This window comes from Vibrio sp. N418, from assembly GCF_000222565.1.
In the GTDB taxonomy this organism is placed as follows: domain Bacteria; phylum Pseudomonadota; class Gammaproteobacteria; order Enterobacterales; family Vibrionaceae; genus Vibrio; species Vibrio scophthalmi.
Map to the genome: position 1 here is coordinate 106528 of NZ_AFWD01000098.1, position 17004 is coordinate 123531.

General features: G+C 43.3%; 16 protein-coding genes, 1 tRNA gene and 1 pseudogene. 7 read left to right on the plus strand and 11 right to left on the minus strand.

The window, feature by feature from the left end:
- Nucleotides 1-4: 4 nt before the first annotated feature.
- The 4 genes from RH86_RS19310 to RH86_RS19325 are packed head-to-tail and all read right to left on the minus strand — an operon-like array spanning nt 5 to nt 2949.
- Nucleotides 5-889, minus strand: coding sequence for a PTS system mannose/fructose/sorbose family transporter subunit IID (locus RH86_RS19310; protein WP_005594613.1), 885 nt, complete (start codon nt 887-889; stop codon nt 5-7).
- The gene (agaW, locus tag RH86_RS19315) at nt 879-1649 is read right to left on the minus strand and encodes a PTS N-acetylgalactosamine transporter subunit IIC (protein WP_005594611.1); all 771 of its coding nucleotides are present in this window, start codon (nt 1647-1649) and stop codon (nt 879-881) included. Before agaW ends, RH86_RS19310 begins: the two co-directional genes overlap by 11 nt.
- Before the next feature lie 11 nt (nt 1650-1660).
- Entirely contained in the window at nt 1661-2149 is a 489-nt protein-coding gene (locus tag RH86_RS19320; protein ID WP_009388104.1) for a PTS sugar transporter subunit IIB, read from the minus strand.
- 14 nt (nt 2150-2163) lie between these two features.
- Entirely contained in the window at nt 2164-2949 is a 786-nt protein-coding gene (locus RH86_RS19325; protein ID WP_223296369.1) for a DeoR/GlpR family DNA-binding transcription regulator, read from the minus strand.
- A gap of 748 nt (nt 2950-3697) precedes the next feature.
- Between RH86_RS19325 and RH86_RS19335 the strand changes: the two genes are divergently transcribed.
- The gene (locus tag RH86_RS19335) at nt 3698-5461 is read left to right on the plus strand and encodes a BglG family transcription antiterminator (protein WP_009388107.1); all 1764 of its coding nucleotides are present in this window, start codon (nt 3698-3700) and stop codon (nt 5459-5461) included.
- Here RH86_RS19335 and RH86_RS19340 read toward each other — a convergent pair.
- From RH86_RS19340 to RH86_RS19355, 4 genes are all read right to left on the minus strand, one after another.
- A complete protein-coding gene (locus RH86_RS19340; RefSeq protein ID WP_009388108.1) occupies nt 5409-6461 on the minus strand; it encodes a M42 family metallopeptidase in 1053 nt (350 codons plus the stop codon). The genes RH86_RS19335 and RH86_RS19340 overlap by 53 nt on opposite strands.
- Before the next feature lie 51 nt (nt 6462-6512).
- Nucleotides 6513-7577, minus strand: coding sequence for a M24 family metallopeptidase (locus RH86_RS19345; protein ID WP_009388109.1), 1065 nt, complete (start codon nt 7575-7577; stop codon nt 6513-6515).
- A 97-nt stretch (nt 7578-7674) separates the two neighbouring features.
- Nucleotides 7675-9018, minus strand: coding sequence for a PTS sugar transporter subunit IIC (locus RH86_RS19350; RefSeq protein WP_006714162.1), 1344 nt, complete (start codon nt 9016-9018; stop codon nt 7675-7677).
- 71 nt (nt 9019-9089) lie between these two features.
- Complete coding sequence (locus tag RH86_RS19355; protein ID WP_223296370.1) at nt 9090-9431, minus strand: PTS sugar transporter subunit IIB; 342 nt, start codon at nt 9429-9431, stop codon at nt 9090-9092.
- Nucleotides 9432-9615: 184 nt separating this feature from the next.
- On the opposite strand from RH86_RS19355, the gene RH86_RS19360 reads away from it, so the two are divergent.
- Together RH86_RS19360 and RH86_RS19365 are read left to right on the plus strand one after the other, a co-directional pair.
- Nucleotides 9616-9972, plus strand: a complete 357-nt coding sequence (locus RH86_RS19360) for a PTS lactose/cellobiose transporter subunit IIA (RefSeq protein WP_009388110.1) — start codon at nt 9616-9618, stop codon at nt 9970-9972.
- Nucleotides 9973-10071: 99 nt separating this feature from the next.
- A complete protein-coding gene (locus RH86_RS19365; protein WP_009388111.1) occupies nt 10072-11268 on the plus strand; it encodes a MalY/PatB family protein in 1197 nt (398 codons plus the stop codon).
- Nucleotides 11269-11404: 136 nt separating this feature from the next.
- Here RH86_RS19365 and RH86_RS19370 read toward each other — a convergent pair whose 3' ends face one another.
- Entirely contained in the window at nt 11405-11800 is a 396-nt protein-coding gene (locus RH86_RS19370) for a hypothetical protein (RefSeq protein ID WP_009388112.1), read from the minus strand.
- A 263-nt stretch (nt 11801-12063) separates the two neighbouring features.
- On the opposite strand from RH86_RS19370, the gene RH86_RS19375 reads away from it, so the two are divergent.
- Complete coding sequence (locus RH86_RS19375; RefSeq protein WP_009388113.1) at nt 12064-12759, plus strand: VC0807 family protein; 696 nt, start codon at nt 12064-12066, stop codon at nt 12757-12759.
- Nucleotides 12760-13131: 372 nt separating this feature from the next.
- Nucleotides 13132-14394, plus strand: coding sequence for an HD-GYP domain-containing protein (locus RH86_RS19380; RefSeq protein WP_223296371.1), 1263 nt, complete (start codon nt 13132-13134; stop codon nt 14392-14394).
- A 27-nt stretch (nt 14395-14421) separates the two neighbouring features.
- Here RH86_RS19380 and RH86_RS19385 read toward each other — a convergent pair.
- A pseudogene (locus RH86_RS19385) lies at nt 14422-14607 on the minus strand (hypothetical protein); the annotation flags it as partial.
- Between the two features lie 322 nt (nt 14608-14929).
- Here RH86_RS19385 and RH86_RS19390 point away from each other — a divergent pair.
- Nucleotides 14930-15502, plus strand: coding sequence for a hypothetical protein (locus RH86_RS19390; protein WP_009388116.1), 573 nt, complete (start codon nt 14930-14932; stop codon nt 15500-15502).
- A 137-nt stretch (nt 15503-15639) separates the two neighbouring features.
- On the opposite strand, the gene RH86_RS19395 is transcribed toward RH86_RS19390, so the two are convergent.
- A tRNA-Arg gene (locus RH86_RS19395) sits at nt 15640-15716 on the minus strand.
- A gap of 202 nt (nt 15717-15918) precedes the next feature.
- Here RH86_RS19395 and folD point away from each other — a divergent pair.
- Nucleotides 15919-16779, plus strand: a complete 861-nt coding sequence (gene folD / locus RH86_RS19400; RefSeq protein WP_005594575.1) for a bifunctional methylenetetrahydrofolate dehydrogenase/methenyltetrahydrofolate cyclohydrolase FolD — start codon at nt 15919-15921, stop codon at nt 16777-16779.
- Nucleotides 16780-17004: the final 225 nt, after the last annotated feature.

Genomic DNA, 17004 nt, shown 5'->3' on the forward strand with positions numbered 1-17004 from the left:
CTTATTAGAAGATACCCAGTAAGTGGCCACCAACACCGGCAAATAGAGTGCCGAAAATAAGTGCCGTTGGAGACTTGCCTTTTTTCACTAGATAATACATCAACCAAACAAGTGCCATTGGCAATAGATTTGGCATTAGCTTATCAAGCATACCGGTTTGCAAACTAATATCTGCAGCACCTGCTTCGAGCTCAATGACCGTCGAAACTTTTACATATTTCGCAACCATCGAACCAATGACACCAAGACCGACAATGTTCGCTGCTCGACCCAGTTTCTCAGCTTGGTCTGACAGTTTTTCTAGTGCCGATACACCCGCGTTATAGCCAAGGAACAATAACCAGAAATACATTGGAATACGGTATGACTGATACAGAATAAAGAAAACCAAAACACCAAGAGGGTTACCCTGCAACGCAATCGAACTACCGATTGCAAGTGTTAAAGGCAGCATTACCGAATGGTCTAACGCATCACCCACACCTGAAACTGAACCCATCGTCGCTGCTTTTACTGAGGCAATCGTTGATGGTTTCTCTTTGCTCTCTTCCATTGCAATTGCAAGACCAAGTGGCAAAGTAAACATTTTCGGGTTGGCATTGTAAAACTGAAGGTTATTCTTTAACGCCTTCTTAAGGTCTTCTGGGTTTTTGTGAATCTTTTTCAGTGCAGGACTAATTGAGTAACAAAAACCACCTGCTTGCATACGGTTGAAGTTAAAGTTGCCTTCCATCAACAAGCCACGGAAACCGATTTTCCACAGATCATTTTTGGTAATCACTTTAGTTGCCGTTTTATCGCTGTAGCTATCCGTGTTGCTAATTACTGCACTTACTGAATCATCGTGGTAATGATCAGGATTCATCGTCATTTCAGAATTAGAGTTCATCATCAAATACCTGTGTTTGAGCTGCTTGAGGAGTGTCAGACTTTTTATTGTTCATGTAATCAAGGACGGCAACACAGGTAAACACAAGCGCTGTTCCTAGAATCGGCATATTGAAATAAGTCGAGCATACAAAACCTAAGAAGAAGTACGGTAAAATAGCAACGTTAAACATAGTACGAAGTAACATTGCAAAACCGACCGCTGGCATCATACCGCCCGCAATCGCCATACCTTTCACGATACTTTGAGGCAGGTATTCTTGAATGAATTCAGCGCCAGTAGCACCAAAGTAAATAGCACAGAAACCAACCACACCGTATAGCAATGCACGCGCACTCAAACCGATATATATAAGCTTATCAATACCTTTTAAGTTTAAACTCTCTGCGTATTGATCTGCTTTTTGCATCATTGGTGCACAAGAAGTAAAGAGGAAAAGAACACAAGTTTGCATTGCCAAGGCAAAAGGTATTGCCATACCAATCGCAGCTTCAGGCGTCATATCGAGTTTGATTGCGAACATCGTACCTACGATTGCACCAACCGTGGTATCTGGTGGCTGAACACCTGCGTTTGCGACAAGACCTAACCATGCAAGCTCAAATGTCGCGCCTGCAATTAAGCCCATTTGTAAATCACCAAGAATTAGACCGACAACGGTACCGGTGACTAACGGTCTGTGAATACCAGTGAAAACATCGAATTTATCGATGCCACACAGCGCCGCCCAAACGGCGACTAAAATAGCTTCCATTAACATTTTATTTCACCTTAGATTTGTAAATCTTTCGTCATTTCAAAAATGCATTCTTTTTCACTTTCAGGCATATGCTGAATAGTACTTACACTTCCATGGTCACGCAGAGAATTAAACGCAGCCATATCATGTTTATCGACGTTAATATATTTATTAACTGCCACACGTCCTTCATGAAAATGCATATTACCAATGTTAATTTCTGGTAATTTAATTCCACCTTGGACAATTCTTGAGAAATCAGTTGGATTTTTACACAGCAACAGAATCTTTCTGTCCATCCCTGCTTTTGGCAAATTGGCTATCGTTTGATCTATCGTACGGAAAAGAACTGCAAAATCACTTCCTGCTGAGGCTTTAAATGGCGCTTGAAGCGGTTCCATTTGTGCAATCTCATCATTTGCGACAAGAATAGTATTTGCGCCAGAATGCTTGCCCCACTGCAAACGAATTTGACCATGAATTAGACGTTCATCAATACGTGCTAAAACGATATTAGCCATGCATATATCCTTAATTAATTATTAGAACTTAGTTTCAAAATTTTTACATTATTCAATTCCAATGACTTTTTAGTTTCGTCATCCAAATCGTAATCTGTGATAACAGTATCTATTTCATTCGGTTCGCATGCCCAAAATGAATCGTTATGAATAAATGCTGAAGACTCAGCAATAATTGTGACTCTCTCAGATAACTTACATAACAAACGAATCATTTCAGCATCAAACTCACTCTTAGAGAAAACACCTAACTTAGTATTAAAGCTTTCAACATGAATGAGAACATTATTAAATCGATACTGTTTTAAACTATTAATCATATGTGAGCCGGACATTTTCATTTGTTCGGTATTCACACGCCCACCGGTAACGAAAAACTTACAATCCGTTATATGAGGGATATTTTGAATTAAATTGAGATCTCGGGTAATCACGGTCGAACTCTTGAGATCTTTTACATGCTTCAACGCTCTTCTTATCAAAGGACTGCTATCGATGAAAATCGTACTTTTCTCTTCCAACGCACTATGAAATGACTGAGCGACATAATCATAAAAGTCTGAACTTGCATTTTGGCTTTTGGATGTCGCCGACATCGCAAGTTTGGATAGAACAGCACGGTTAACTAAAGCAAATCCATGTGAGCGAACGATATAACCATTTTCATCAAGAAAACGAAGATCAGCCCGAATCGTCGCCCCTGTCACATTAAAATAATCAGCAAGTTCATCCACGTGCATTTTCCCACGCACGCCAACCATGTTTGCTATTTCTAATCTTCTTTCTATGGCTGTTTTCATCGTTGCGTCCCCTTTAACTGGTTCGACGCACATAATCTTGCTCTTAGATTTTCATTTGCTTTCATTTGATGCAATTCTCTTTCATGTTCTTTAATTGAGCAATTACTTTTTATAGTAAGCTTGACTAAACTCACAATATTCAGCAATCCAAGTATCGGCATTATATCTCAACCACTTGATCATTCCATCTAAGCAATGACGCCCTCACTCAGTCACATAATACAAAAAGAATAAACCACTTAAAATACAACCACTTAACCAGATAACACTAACATAACACGTTATACCTTTTATGAAATTATGCTATTAAGATCACATATTTTCCCATGTAAATTCCATTTATTCTCAAGCGAACAATAGCTGGTTAGAAGTAGGTGTTTAGCTCAAAAATTTCGATTTTCACTTTTTATTTTTAAACTTGGAAAAAAGAAAATGAAAACAAATGAAAATTCAAGGTTACTAGCATTTGTTAAACAGAGATAAGCTTTGGAGAAAAGGAGTTTTCATTGAGGAGAAGAACCGGTTCCTAATGCACGGATCAATTGCTATTGCCAATTCAGTACGAATCGCGAAACAGCCGAAGAAAGCGGTATTACCAGCAACGCCTATACAAGCCGTGATTTGGAAGAATGCTCACAGCACTAAGAAACATCGTGTATTGAAGGGCTTATTTTCGTAGTTCAGCTCTCATCTTTACCCAACACATATTGCTAGACTTAGCCCACTTTTTAGTAAGCCTAACTATCTGATGAGTCTAAATAAACAGCACTTTGATATTGTCACGGCACTGACGATGCAAAGCAGTACCATCAATGCGCTTGCCGCGGTGTTTAATATGACGACACGTAATCTGCGCTACGCCATCGAAAACATCAATTACTACCTAGAAAAACTCGAGATGACACCGATTGCACTTACGCAAGGTGAGTTGCATTACCCTTACGATCCGAGCCGTTTTTTCAGCGATTGCCTAGCCAGTAATTTTGTCTTTTCCAAATATGAGCGAGAAGAATACCTCGCGACGACGGCTTTGTTCGCGCCAGAAACACCACTTTGTGAGATTCAAAACTACTTACGCGTTAGTAGGCCAACCTTGAATAAGGATCTGCGTAATACCAACGAGATTTTTCGCGCGTTAGATCTTGAATTGGAAGTGATCGATCAACACCTGTTTGTTTCCGGTAAAGAAAAGCAGATCCGTTACTTGCAGATGTGTTATGCCTCTAAGTATCTCTATTGCAAAAATAATGAGCTGCATTACCTACAAAAACGTTATTTCTATGAACGTGATATTGTGGCGATTGTGCGTGCATATATTGAAAAGTATAACCCACAGCCCGCCTTTCCGGCCGTCAGCCGGATCGAGGAAAACGCTGGTTGCTCATTGAGCCACGAATTCAAAAATTTATTCACTATTTATTTGATAATCACCTTGGCTCGCATTCAGCAAGGTGTGCTGATCAATCGTAAAAATAACGCTTCGTTTCTGCAGTCCACCAAGGCATTTGGTTACATCCAAAACGCACTGAATTGGCAACAAGAGTGCTACCGATTTGAAGCGCTGCATTTAGCTGAATACTTTCTCGGCGGTATGAATACTGATGGGTTCTATGAAAAACGCCTGCAGGCTGAAAGCTTTATTTTCCAACTCGTCAGCGATATTAGTCGCTATTGTGGTGAGGATTTATTAAGCGATACAACATTGCTTAATGACATGGTTATTTATCTCACTACCGCCGTCTATCGAGCTAAAAATAATCTCAATACTCAAATAGGCGAACAAAGCCTTTATTCCCGCCAGTTATTTGACCACATCAAACTCATTGCCGACCAAAATGGTCACCATTTGGTCGAGCCATTACGCGATGAAGAGGTATGTTACTTAACGCGATTAATCCATAAGGCTATCGAAGCACGTAGTCAAAATCCGATGTCACTGGAGAAACTGCTATCAATAGCAAAAAGCTGCAGCCGAGAGCTCAATACAGAAGAATTTGTCGCTAAATTAATCAAACAAATGGGCGATAAGATCATCGATGACCGTACCCTACCCGCGTTAGATGATTTGCTGGTGACACTGAGAAACAACAAAGAGATGCCAACCAGTTCAGAGTTAACACCCATCTTAAACTGGTTGAGTGGTGAAATGGAAACGATGGGGTTGGTAACGAAAGACTACGCCAGTGGCGTACAAACATTGATGCATGCCAATAGCCACGCTTATTTTGCCCAACATGGGCTGCTGATTTGTCATGGTAAAAATGCGGCGCATTCACGCCGCATTGCCATCGCTCACCTGCCACTTGCGAAGCCGATCTGCGACAATTTCAACCGACCAGTAAGACAAATAATGATGATTAGCTATATTGATAATGTTCAGCATCTGCGTGCGGTCTTTCAGTTACATCAACGCTTAACTGAGCAAGACCCATTCGCAATGTTAAACGAGCCAGAGAGCCCTATTGGTGGTAGGGGTACAAGCGCGCTTTCTGCATTTCATCCAGTTGAGTGAGCACCTGTTGTAACAAGCTCAAACACTGTGTGGCGTCGTGCTGACTGACTTGGGTATACGCCGAGTGACAGTTTCGGACAGGCAAAATAATCGCCAGTCCGGCGATGCCACTGCCAACCAATGTTGCCGGGCCATTATCGGTGCCACCACCCGCAAGAAAATCACGTTGCACCGAAATACCGAACTCTTTGGCCACATCGCTAACAAAATTAAGTAATGGGTAATGGCCAAGAGCAATTTTATCCGCCACCACCAAACATGGCCCATTGCCATAAATACGTTGTGAACCCGAACTGCTGCTAACATGTTTCGCCGTGGCAACATCCAGCACTAAAACCACATCCGGTCGCAATTGCTCAATCGCCGTTTTTCCGCCTTTAGTGCCAACTTCTTCCTGTACAGACGCGACAAAATAGAGATCACATGGCAAGACTTTATCTGCCAAGGTGCGCATTAATTCAATACCAAGCCAACAACCAATGCGATCATCCAGTGCTTTAGCCACAAGATTACCGCTATTGTTGAGATCAAAATGGCGTGTAGCAAACACCGCGCTATCACCTATTTCAATGCCCATTGACAATACATCGTCGGCGTTGCTCGCACCAACATCGACCCACAAATCATCAATCGTTAATTCCGCGGCCGCTTTATTACTCCAGACTAAGCCTGTGTATTTTTGACCACTGCGCGTTTTGATTTCGAGCTCACTATTGATCGCAACAGCAGGGTCAATCCCGCCAAGCTTAAAGACTTTCAATAGACCATCTGGGCGAATTTCACGGATCAAAAAACCCACTTCATCCATGTGTGCGACAACTGCTACCTTAGGACCGGTTGCATGGCGGTTAAGGCGAGCAATCACACTGCCTAGACCGTCAAACGTTATCTCATCTGCGATCGGCGCAAGCGCATCACAAATCACTTTTCTCACTTCATCTTCCCGTCCAGAAGGACCATGAGCATTATTAAGTTGAGCCAACAAACTAAAATCTGTCATTGTTAATACTCCCGGCTTATTCATGCCGATTTGTGCTATACCACAGCTAATTCAAGATATTTTGCTAATATCGCGTAATTTTCGCGGCAACTTGGTCAAGCTTTCACAGCCATTTTCAGTGATCACCAGCGTGTCTTCCACGCGCGCGCCACCGACACCTTGTAGGTAAACGCCTGGTTCGATGGTTAACACCATCCCCGCTTCAAGTCGCGCGTTGCTACTTGCGGTTAATAGCGGGTACTCGTGCCCTTGCAACCCCACACCATGGCCAAGGCCATGGCAAAACGCCTCACCATAGCCAAGCTGAGTGAGATAGTGCCGCACAGCTTCATCAACAGCGGCAGCACGAATGCCGGGACGAAGCATCTCAACACCCAACCGTTGCGCGTTATGCACAGCGGTAAATAAATCGTGTAACTGAGAAGAAATCGCGCCGATACAGAAAGTGCGCGTAACATCTGAATGGTAACCCTGATACACCACGCCAAAATCAATGGTGACCAGTTCACCATCAGCAATAAGGCGATCTGACGGGCGGCCATGAGGCAATGCGCCACGTTCTCCTGAGACGACAATCAAAAAATCAATGCTGTCAGCCCCGAGCATGCGCGCATGAAACTCAAGATGCGCCGCTAATTGGTGCTCACTCATCCCGAGATGAAAATCGGCCAACGCAAGCTCAATTGCAGCTTCAGTGATCTCACACGCTTTTGCGATCAAACGAATCTCTTGCTTCGATTTACAACGTCGCAAAGGTGCAATGACATCACTCGTTGGCACTAGTTGCTGAGATAACCCTTGCTGCAATAACTCGAAGTCTTGATAACTCAGCGCGTGTGATTCAAATCCCAACCGTTCAATACCGTGAAAATCCAGCCTCTGTTGCAAGGTTGGTAACCAACCTGCGTCATCGGTACACTCTCGGTAGCAATGTGGACTTTGTTCCGCGACTTGATGCCAATATTTACCAGCAACCAGTAACTCGGCGCCCGTTTGGGTCAGCAATAAGTGACCACCACTACCGGTAAAGCCACTCAAGTAACGCTTGTGATTGTTATCGCTTACCAGCAACGCATCAAACTGTGCTTGGTACGGCTTTAGACTGAATGTAGGCATTCGCATCTCCCCGCTTAGAAAGAATCTGATCTCGCAGATAGAGCATCATTGAGATCAGATTGGTTTGCTATCGAGCTAAGTTAGTTATCGAGCTGGGTTAGAAATCGAGTCCCAGTTCATCGAGCAACTCATCATCTTTCTTGCTGAAGACCGACTTTTTCTCTTTTTCCGCTTCAACTTGCGCTTCACGGATCATTTCTTGTTTATCCATAATTCGGAAGAACGGATAGTAAACACAGAAAGAAGCCATAATCTGCACCACCTGAACAAACGGTGTTCTCCAGTCAAAAGCGGTTAAATAACCTTCAAAGAACAATGGTAGATACGGTGGATCAAAGAACGGTTTTGCTAGGAAGCCATATTTCATCAGTACTAGTGGGAAGATACCGATAAGCGAGCCACCAAAAACAAACGGAATAAATAGAATCGGGTTTAAGATGATTGGTGCACCAAATAGCACCGGTTCGTTAATACCAAATAGACTCGGCACCAAAGAAACCTGACCCACTTTTCGATAACGTTGCGTTTTGGCAATCATCATCGCGATGACTAAACCTAGTGTCACACCGGAACCGGTAAAGTTCACAAAGGCTGAGAAAGTACCACCAGTCACAAAGTGAGGCAGTTCCTCTGCTAATGTTTTCGCTGCAATGTTTTCTGACAGATATTGAACAAAAATAGGAGATAGGATTGGGCTAAGCACTGCCGAGTGAATACCAAAGAACCAGAACAACAAGCGCAGCATGATCACAAACCACACAACCCACAAGTTATCTAGGCTACCAACCACTGGCGCTAACACTTCCATCAAGATTTCTGGTACTAATAAACCACCAGTGAAATCAGCAACAAAGTAGCGGATTGAGATAAACAGCACAGCAATAAATGCCGTCGGCGTGATCAATTCAAACGAGCTAGAAACAAAGTCTGGCACGCCTTCAGGCATTCTGATCACCAGCTTTCTCTCAGTAAAGAACCGATATATTTCCACACTGGCAATCGCCACAAATATCGCTGTAAACAGACCTTTTGAGTCAAAGAAGCGAATATCGAGCGAACCATCAGGGTTAACCGTAGTGGTCAATATCAGATAGGAGAAGAGCGATAAGGCGATCGCGCCAACGGTGTATATTTTATACCCTTCGCTCAAGAAGTAAGCGATGGCAATAACGGTATATATTGCAATAAAGCCAAGTGAAAACTTGATTAACAGATCGATCAGGTAAGTATTATTAATAAACCATTCTTGTACCGCAGCTGAATCAGAAAATACGTTCTTCAGTGCTTTTAATGGATATGCCATCGAGCCAAGCAGCAATATAGGCGTCAATACGACCATACCTTTTTTTACTGCACTCAGATGGACTTGCTTATCTATTTTTTCTGCAATTGGTAGCAATATGCTACTCAACAGTTTTTCAAAAGAAGCAAACAGGCTCATATAAATAACCTTTGTTCATTATTATAATGGGTACTGGTAATCACGCACTTATGTAGGGAGAGGCGTGAAACTTAGTCCGTTAGACTCATTTGATGCTTTTTGTGTGCAAGAAGTGCTTGTTTTAGTACCGTTGCACCATCCATAGCACCGTAAATTTCAGCTGAAAGCAGTACCGAAGGCTTATTGTTTTCTAATGCAGATGCTTCAATCGCTTTATATTTATGGCTCAATTGAGGGCCAACAAGAATCACTTCAAAATTGTTAATTTTTTCTGCTAGTCGATCGACAGAAATAGCCTCTAACGTGAAGTCTTCCAAATTCAGTTTTTGACTGCCGTTGATCGTTTTTTTAATTTCTTCCATCATCATTGTGGTTGAAAAGCCACCAGCACAAACTAGTAAAATCTTCATCATTATTTCCTTTCTATTCGTATATCAGATTCGTATTAAATTACGGCTCAATTAACAGCCATCTGCCTAATTTCGTCAACGAAACTTGATTTCACTAAATCTGTGAAATCAAGTTTCATCGCTTTTTTTCGGGCGTCTGATAGTGTGAATACATCAAACGAAATCAATCAAATCCAAGGAACATCCCATGGGCAACACCCAAGAAATGAATGAAGATTTTGAAAAAATCATAATCTCTATCGTGAGTTATTCAGGCGAAGCGAAGGGTTATGCTTATGAGGCTTTATCGCTGTCAGAAGAAGGCAAATTTGACGAAGTAGATGCCATGATGGAGCAATGCAACGTCAGTGTTCGCAAAGCCCACGCGGTGCAAACTGATCTGATCCGTCAAGAAATTTGTGGTGAGAAAATCGTGGTGAGTATGATCATGGTTCACGCCCAAGATCATCTAATGACGACACTCTCTGAACGCGAACTGATTCGTAAAATGATTGAACAAAATCGTCGTTTACACCGTTTAGAACAAGCGTTGCTGAACAAATAACTCTCTTCCCCCCCCGAGAGTTATTGCTCCTGCAGTAATGCTGGCGCGGCGATGAAAGTCGTCGCGTCTTTCTCCCCTTCCTTGCTTAGGAACTGCTCGATGAGTTTTGATTTTTCAGCCCCCACTAACCGCCTCAATACTTACTCTACGCAGTGGGATTATGTTGGCGACCGCTTTGGTTTTTCAGATCTATTGCCTTTCACCATTTCTGATATGGATTTTGCCTCCGCCCCTTGCATCACCGAAGCGCTACAGCAACGACTAGATCATGGTATTTTTGGCTACAGTCGCTGGAATCATGCCGATTTTAAACAGTCCATTTGTCACTGGTTTACCAGCCAATATCAAACAGAGCTAAATGAAGAGAGTTTGGTGTATGGTCCGTCGGTCATGTACATCATCTCTCGTCTGATTCAGCTTTGGTCCAAACCCGGTGATGGCATACTCTATTTTGATCCTGCCTATGATGCCTTCAAGCCGATCATAGAGAGCGCAGAGCGCATCGCGATACCGAGCCCGCTGCAAGCCATCCCCCGTTCAGCACAAGATGCACAACGCAGTGACTATCAGATCAATTGGTCACTGCTGGAACAACAAGCGGCCGATCCTAACTGCACAATTTTATTGCTGTGTAACCCACACAACCCGACTGGAAAAGTTTGGACCCAAGAAGAACTGAGCAAAATAGCTGAGATTACCCAACGGCATAAACTCTGTGTGATCAGTGATGACATCCACATGGATATTTGCTTTGAGCCTTACACTCCTTGGACAAAAGTAGCGCAAGATAACCGATGGGCGCTAGTGAGCTCAGCCTCAAAATCATTTAACGTCCCTGCGCTAAGTGGCGCTTATGCCACGATTGGTTGTGAGCAGACCAAGCAAGCGTATTTAGAGATCCTCAAACTGACCGATGGCTTGTCCTCGCCGTCTATTTTTGGCGTGATTGCCACGATGAGCGCTTATCGCGAAGGGGCACCTTGGCTTGGTGAACTCAAAGAGTATTTAGGCCAGAACCTTGAGTGGGTTGCTGAACGTCTCAACCAAACGTTTCCGCAACTGAATTTCTGCCCGCCACAAGGCACATACCTCGCATGGATCGATCTGACGCCATTAGGAATTGATATGGATGCACTGCAACACGCTCTGATCCACGATCATAAGATCGCCATCATGCGCGGTGACGCCTATGGTCCATTAGGGCGCAACCATTTGCGTTTTAACGTCGGCTGTCAGCGTAGTAAAGTGGAGCAAGGACTTGAAGGGCTGATTAAGGCGATTGAATCGTTGAGATAACAACAAATCATTGCCACAAGTAGCGAACTTAAAATGCACAAGGGCTGATGAGAACGTTCTCATCAGCCCTTATTATCTTGAGCGATGTTTACAAGCAGTCTTTATCGAAGCTTGCTACATCATTGAAGAAAAGCGATTACTCTTCAATAGACTCATCATCTTCAATACCACACTCAGTACAGCTTTGTAGTGCAATGTCATGCTCAAATACAGCAACAGTATTACCATCAGCCAATAGCTCGGCGATTTCATCTGCGACTTCTTTCTCATCGTCAGCTTCAATCTGGCCATCCAGCTCTTCTTCCGAGTAACCGTAGAAATTCAGCAATAGATAATCACGCGCTTCCGCAGCCGTGCACGTCACGTTTACGGAAAGATCCGCTTCAATGTTGCCTTCAGCAATGATCGTAGAAAGTTGTGCTAAAACATCTTCTTTCATCGTTGCCGTTAGCCAGCCAAGATCAACGTTCACTTGCGTTTTTTTACAGCCAAAGCAAGGTAGTTTCTGAAAGTAGTATTGAAAGTTAGTCATAGTAAATATCTTCTTTGAGGTTTCTATAGCCAGATTATGCGCGTTTTTTTGCAAAATACTATCTCTACCGACATGCTCCTAGATGAATGATAGACATTTAAACTTGGCGGCTTCCTATTACTCATTTTGAGAGGCCAAAACGTGACCAGTATCATAAGTCGTTACATAACTCGACGCTTTAATGCTTTACATCTGATGCTAGGCAATTGACACTTCGTCTCGAATTGAAATCGCAGCCGACAGAGTAAAGTCAGTAGGAAATTATGAATAACACGACCGCGAAAAAGTCGAATCCTCTCTTCGAGATCCTCTTTAACGTCTTCATCCCTTCATTTATCTTAATGAAATTTAGTGGCGATGAACACCTAGGCACCGCAATGGCACTTGTCGTCGCGTTGCTTTTCCCCGTTGTTTACGGTGGCATGGATCTCATCCGCAACAAGAAGTTTAACTTTATCGCCGCGCTTGGCTTTGTCAGCGTTTTATTGACCGGTGGTATTGGCTTGCTAGAACTCGATACACGTTGGTTAGCACTTAAAGAAGCCTTAATTCCGGGTCTAATTGGCTTGGCCGTTCTAGGTTCAACCTTTACTCGTTACCCGTTCATGCAGAAGATGATCCTTAATGACACCATCTTAAACCTTTCTCTCATTAATGAACGCTTGCAACAAAATGGGGGTAAAGCTGCTTTCGACCGTTGCCTTGTATCATCAAACTACCTGTTTGCGAGCACCTTCGCTTTTTCTTCTGCGATGAACTATTTCCTTGCCACTTGGATTGTCACCAGTCCTGCGGGAACAACGGCATTTAATGAGGAGTTAGGTAAGCTAACCCTATACAGCTACCCGATCATCGCCATCCCTAGCATGCTGATGATGTTCGGTATCTTTTACTACGTCTGGCGCCAAATTCGCTCGTTGACCTCTCTAAAAACCGAGCAAATTTTTCATACTAAGTAAACTTTCAAAACTGAACCTGATGTTGATGACATTAGGTTCAGTTTATCGCGAGAGCACCTTATTTCATTAGCCACTCCCCGAGCCGTTTCATTCGCTCCATATCAAAAACTTTTCGTCTCAAAAACACTTTCTCCAAAACAGCCCCACGAACTCAACCCAACAACCAAATAGACTGATTTTCAATCAGTTAAGTTAAAATTGAGCTTCAATTTCATCGCATGGTTTAAGCAATGAGCAATAGTGCTCACCAACATCAACTTTCCGCTGAAATAAGATAGAAAAGTCCCGGACTCCGGAGTAGAGTCAGGCTGAAATAAAATACCAAGCATTCGTGCGAATAAGGTATTGCAGTTAATTTTGATATGAATGAGTATGAAAGTAAGACTTGATGTACAGCAGCTGCGTGTCGGCCATTATATTTATCTACCACTCAAATGGGGCCAGCACCCTTTCTTACTCAATTCTTTTAAAATCAAAAGTGATGAGCAGCTCAATATCATCAAGCAGCTTGGGCTAAAAACCATCACGATTAATGCACTGAAAAGTGATGTTCAAGATGTGGTAGATCAACCAAGCAATCCCCCTCCAACAGAACAGGTATGCCATGAGCATTTACTCGAATCTGTTGCAGAAGATGCACTCGACCAAATGTGGCTTAAAAAGCAAGACAGTTGCAAGCAGTTTGCCGCCATTGAAGACCGTATTCATCGCTCTAAAGAGGCCTTTGCCAGCACGCTTAATGATGTTCAAGACCTTTTTGATCTTGATAAGCTAAGTGCAAATCCCAGCATCAACCAATCGTTATCAATAGTAAACTTTCTCTACAAAAACATTGATACCGAGAGCGGCAGTGCAATTCATTTAATGAATGATTCTGTAGGCTACAGCCGATTGCATTACCATTCGCTCAACGTGTCGTTGTTATCGGTTTTGATCTGCCAAGCAAAAGGGTTTAACCCCAAGCAATGTCAGTTAGCGGCCTTCTCTGCGTTGTATCACGATATTGGCAAAAGTCAGTTGCCGATGAGTTTGCTGTCTAAACCAGAACCACTGGCAGAAGATGATCGCCAGCGGCTCGCTTCTCATTTAGAGAAAAGCCTAAAAATTTGCGCAAAGATCCCGAAATTCCCTGAAGCCGCTTTAAAATTAATTGGGCAACATCATGAGCTCAACGACGGTTCCGGCTATCCAAATAGTTTGAGCTTAGATGAAATCCATCAACTCTCACGCGTGCTCATTTTAGCCAATGCTTATGACAAACTATGTAATGGCGTAAACAGCCAACATAGCCCCCATAGTGCATTGACCTACTTATACAATAAGTGCCGTGGGCAACATGATGTAAAAGACATTATGGCGTTAATTAGCGTTGTCGGCGTTTATCCGCCAGGCACCATTGTTGAGCTCTCTGACCATCAAATTGGGGTCGTTATTTCCACCAACAAAGAGACGCGCCTAAGCCCATACATATTGATCTATGATCAAAATGTGCCTCGCACCCAAGCAGCCATCATCAATATTGCTGAATTTGGTTTGAGCATCACCAATGTCTTGGACAGTAAAGAGCTCACTCTCGATCAGTATCACTACTTGAATCCATCAGCACAATCGACTTACTTTATTGATGTTGAGTGATCGCCAATAACATCACTCTGATTAATGACGCTTCCCGTCAGTGCCATGCTTTTTGACTTTCCACTCCCCTTCGCCATAGACCTTCAACCCTGTAGCATCAATGGCTAGATGTTGGATTGCATCTTCGTCAATCCAACATGTCAGTGAAACTCGATTAATTAAAGCTTGGTTATAGTGTTTCCAGTTGGTTGCTTTGTAGCGAGGCTTGGCCATTGGTCTAAGTATTTGAGTGAACTTAGCTGATCAGATAGTAAGTTAATGATTTAGTTCCCTGATTTAGGAAACAAAGCCTACTGAATAAGCTAGAGGAGATTGAAGAACTCGTTGGTTAGATAACCTTGGTAAATTAGAGGCAAAGTAAGTTGTGCCCCTTCGTTCTCAGAACGTTTTTGGGCAGAAGGGATCTAGCGATGAGACAAATTGCACTTACAGGCCACCTATGCACAATAAGCATCGCATTAACTGATTGTTGTAATTGTGTGTAATTTGGCGAGACAGATACTAAGGTGGTCAATTATTCACCAAACACCCAATAATGAAACTAATAATCGCCAGTTTATTTATTCTTACCCTTTCTGGATGCAAAACTTCCAGCTCAGAGTCAGCACCATCAACGCCAACTGATACATCGGAATTAACTCAAACACTCAAAGAACAACCTACCATTGATGACCAATTTAAAGTGCTGTATGACCGATTTAAACACACCCTCGATCGCAGCGATTCACTCACAGGGCCGGATGAGGACAACAACGGCATACGCGATGACATTGAAAATTTCATCAACCTTTTGCAAGTCACCGATCCGGTGCGTAATGCAATAAAACAAAATGCTCGCCAATTCCAAATAAACTTGTATCACGACTGGAGTGACGACAGTGATGAAAACGTGGTGAAAGCATGGCGAATGAGTGATGGATTCTTGAAAGTCATTGCTTGCCAAGATTTTGTTGGTATCGATATCGATGACAGCATAAACATCGCCAAAACACTGACAGCGCTCACCTACAACACCAAAGCCCGCACTATGAACTTTATAGCGTACAATCACCTACAAGATGGGTCGTCCAGTGTTCTTCTTCCTGCAGAGGCGCAATATTGTGAATAAATGGTCTAGTGTATGCCTCATTGCACTGTTGTGGACAACTAATGCTCATGCTAATAGCTGCAAAATTGAAGATACGGCGCCAGCAGATCGCAAAAGCCCCGACAACTCATTGAGTTATCGGGGCTTTCTAGAATAAATGGCACGCCCTGCAGGATTCGAACCTGCGACCACATCCTTAGAAGGGACGTGCTCTATCCAGCTGAGCTAAGGGCGCGCTACAGGGCAGGATTATACGAGTTAGAACGCGCAACACAAGACCTTTTAGTAACATTCTGATCTGAATGCTTAAAAAAAGGGCAGCACTGAGGGCTATGATTAAAAACACCACGAAGCAAACGTTTGCTTATAGATGTTCGTCAAATTTTTTGCGACAATACCCCGCGTATTACTCGCCATTCTATTTCTGAAGGAAAGTCATGACAGCTCAAAACATTGATGGGAAGTTGATATCGCAAACTGTGCGATCTGAAGTTGCTGCACGAGTGAAAGCGCGCAAGGAAGCGGGTTTACGTGCACCAGGTTTGGCTGTGGTTCTTGTGGGTGAAGATCCCGCATCACAGGTGTATGTAGGCAGCAAGCGTCGCGCTTGTGAAGAAGTTGGCTTTGTTTCAAAGTCATTCGATTTACCCGCCACAACCAATGAACAAGACTTACTAAGCTTGATCGATGAATTGAATGGCGATGACACGATTGACGGCATTCTTGTACAGCTGCCCTTACCGGCCGGTATTGACACCACACATGTGTTAGAGCGAATCCACCCAGAAAAAGATGTTGATGGTTTCCACCCATACAATGTCGGTCGTTTAGCTCAACGCATTCCAAAGCTACGTTCATGCACACCGAAAGGCATTATCACTCTGATGGAGCGCTACAACATCGAGATGCGTGGTAAACATGCGGTTATCGTTGGAGCTTCTAACATTGTTGGCCGCCCAATGACGCTAGAGCTACTTTTGGCTGGCTGTACCACCACAACATGCCATCGCTTCACTAAAGATTTAGAAGGCCATGTACGTCAAGCTGACGTGGTTGTGGTTGCTGTTGGTAAGCCTAACTTTATTCCGGGTGACTGGATTAAGAAAGGCGCGGTGGTAATTGATGTTGGTATTAACCGTTTAGATAGCGGCAAGCTGGTTGGTGATGTGGAATATGCTAAAGCCAAAGAGCACGCAAGCTTCATTACCCCTGTTCCAGGTGGTGTTGGCCCGATGACAGTTGCGAGCCTAATTGAAAACACCATGATGGCGTGTGAGCAGTTCCATACGGACAAATAAAAATTTGAGAGGCGAGAACGCTCCGCTTCGAGAATATGTTCCACAGACTGATGAATAACCGAAGGGTTGGCGATGATCGTCAGCCCTTTTTGATCGATAGAGAACGATAGAGAACGCTGCGCTTAGAGATTTGAGAATCGAGACTAGCGAGAACGCTTTGCTCCGAGATTTTAGATGCGAGAATTGAAAGGCAATTCCAAGCAAAGAATTGCATTGATTGAAAAC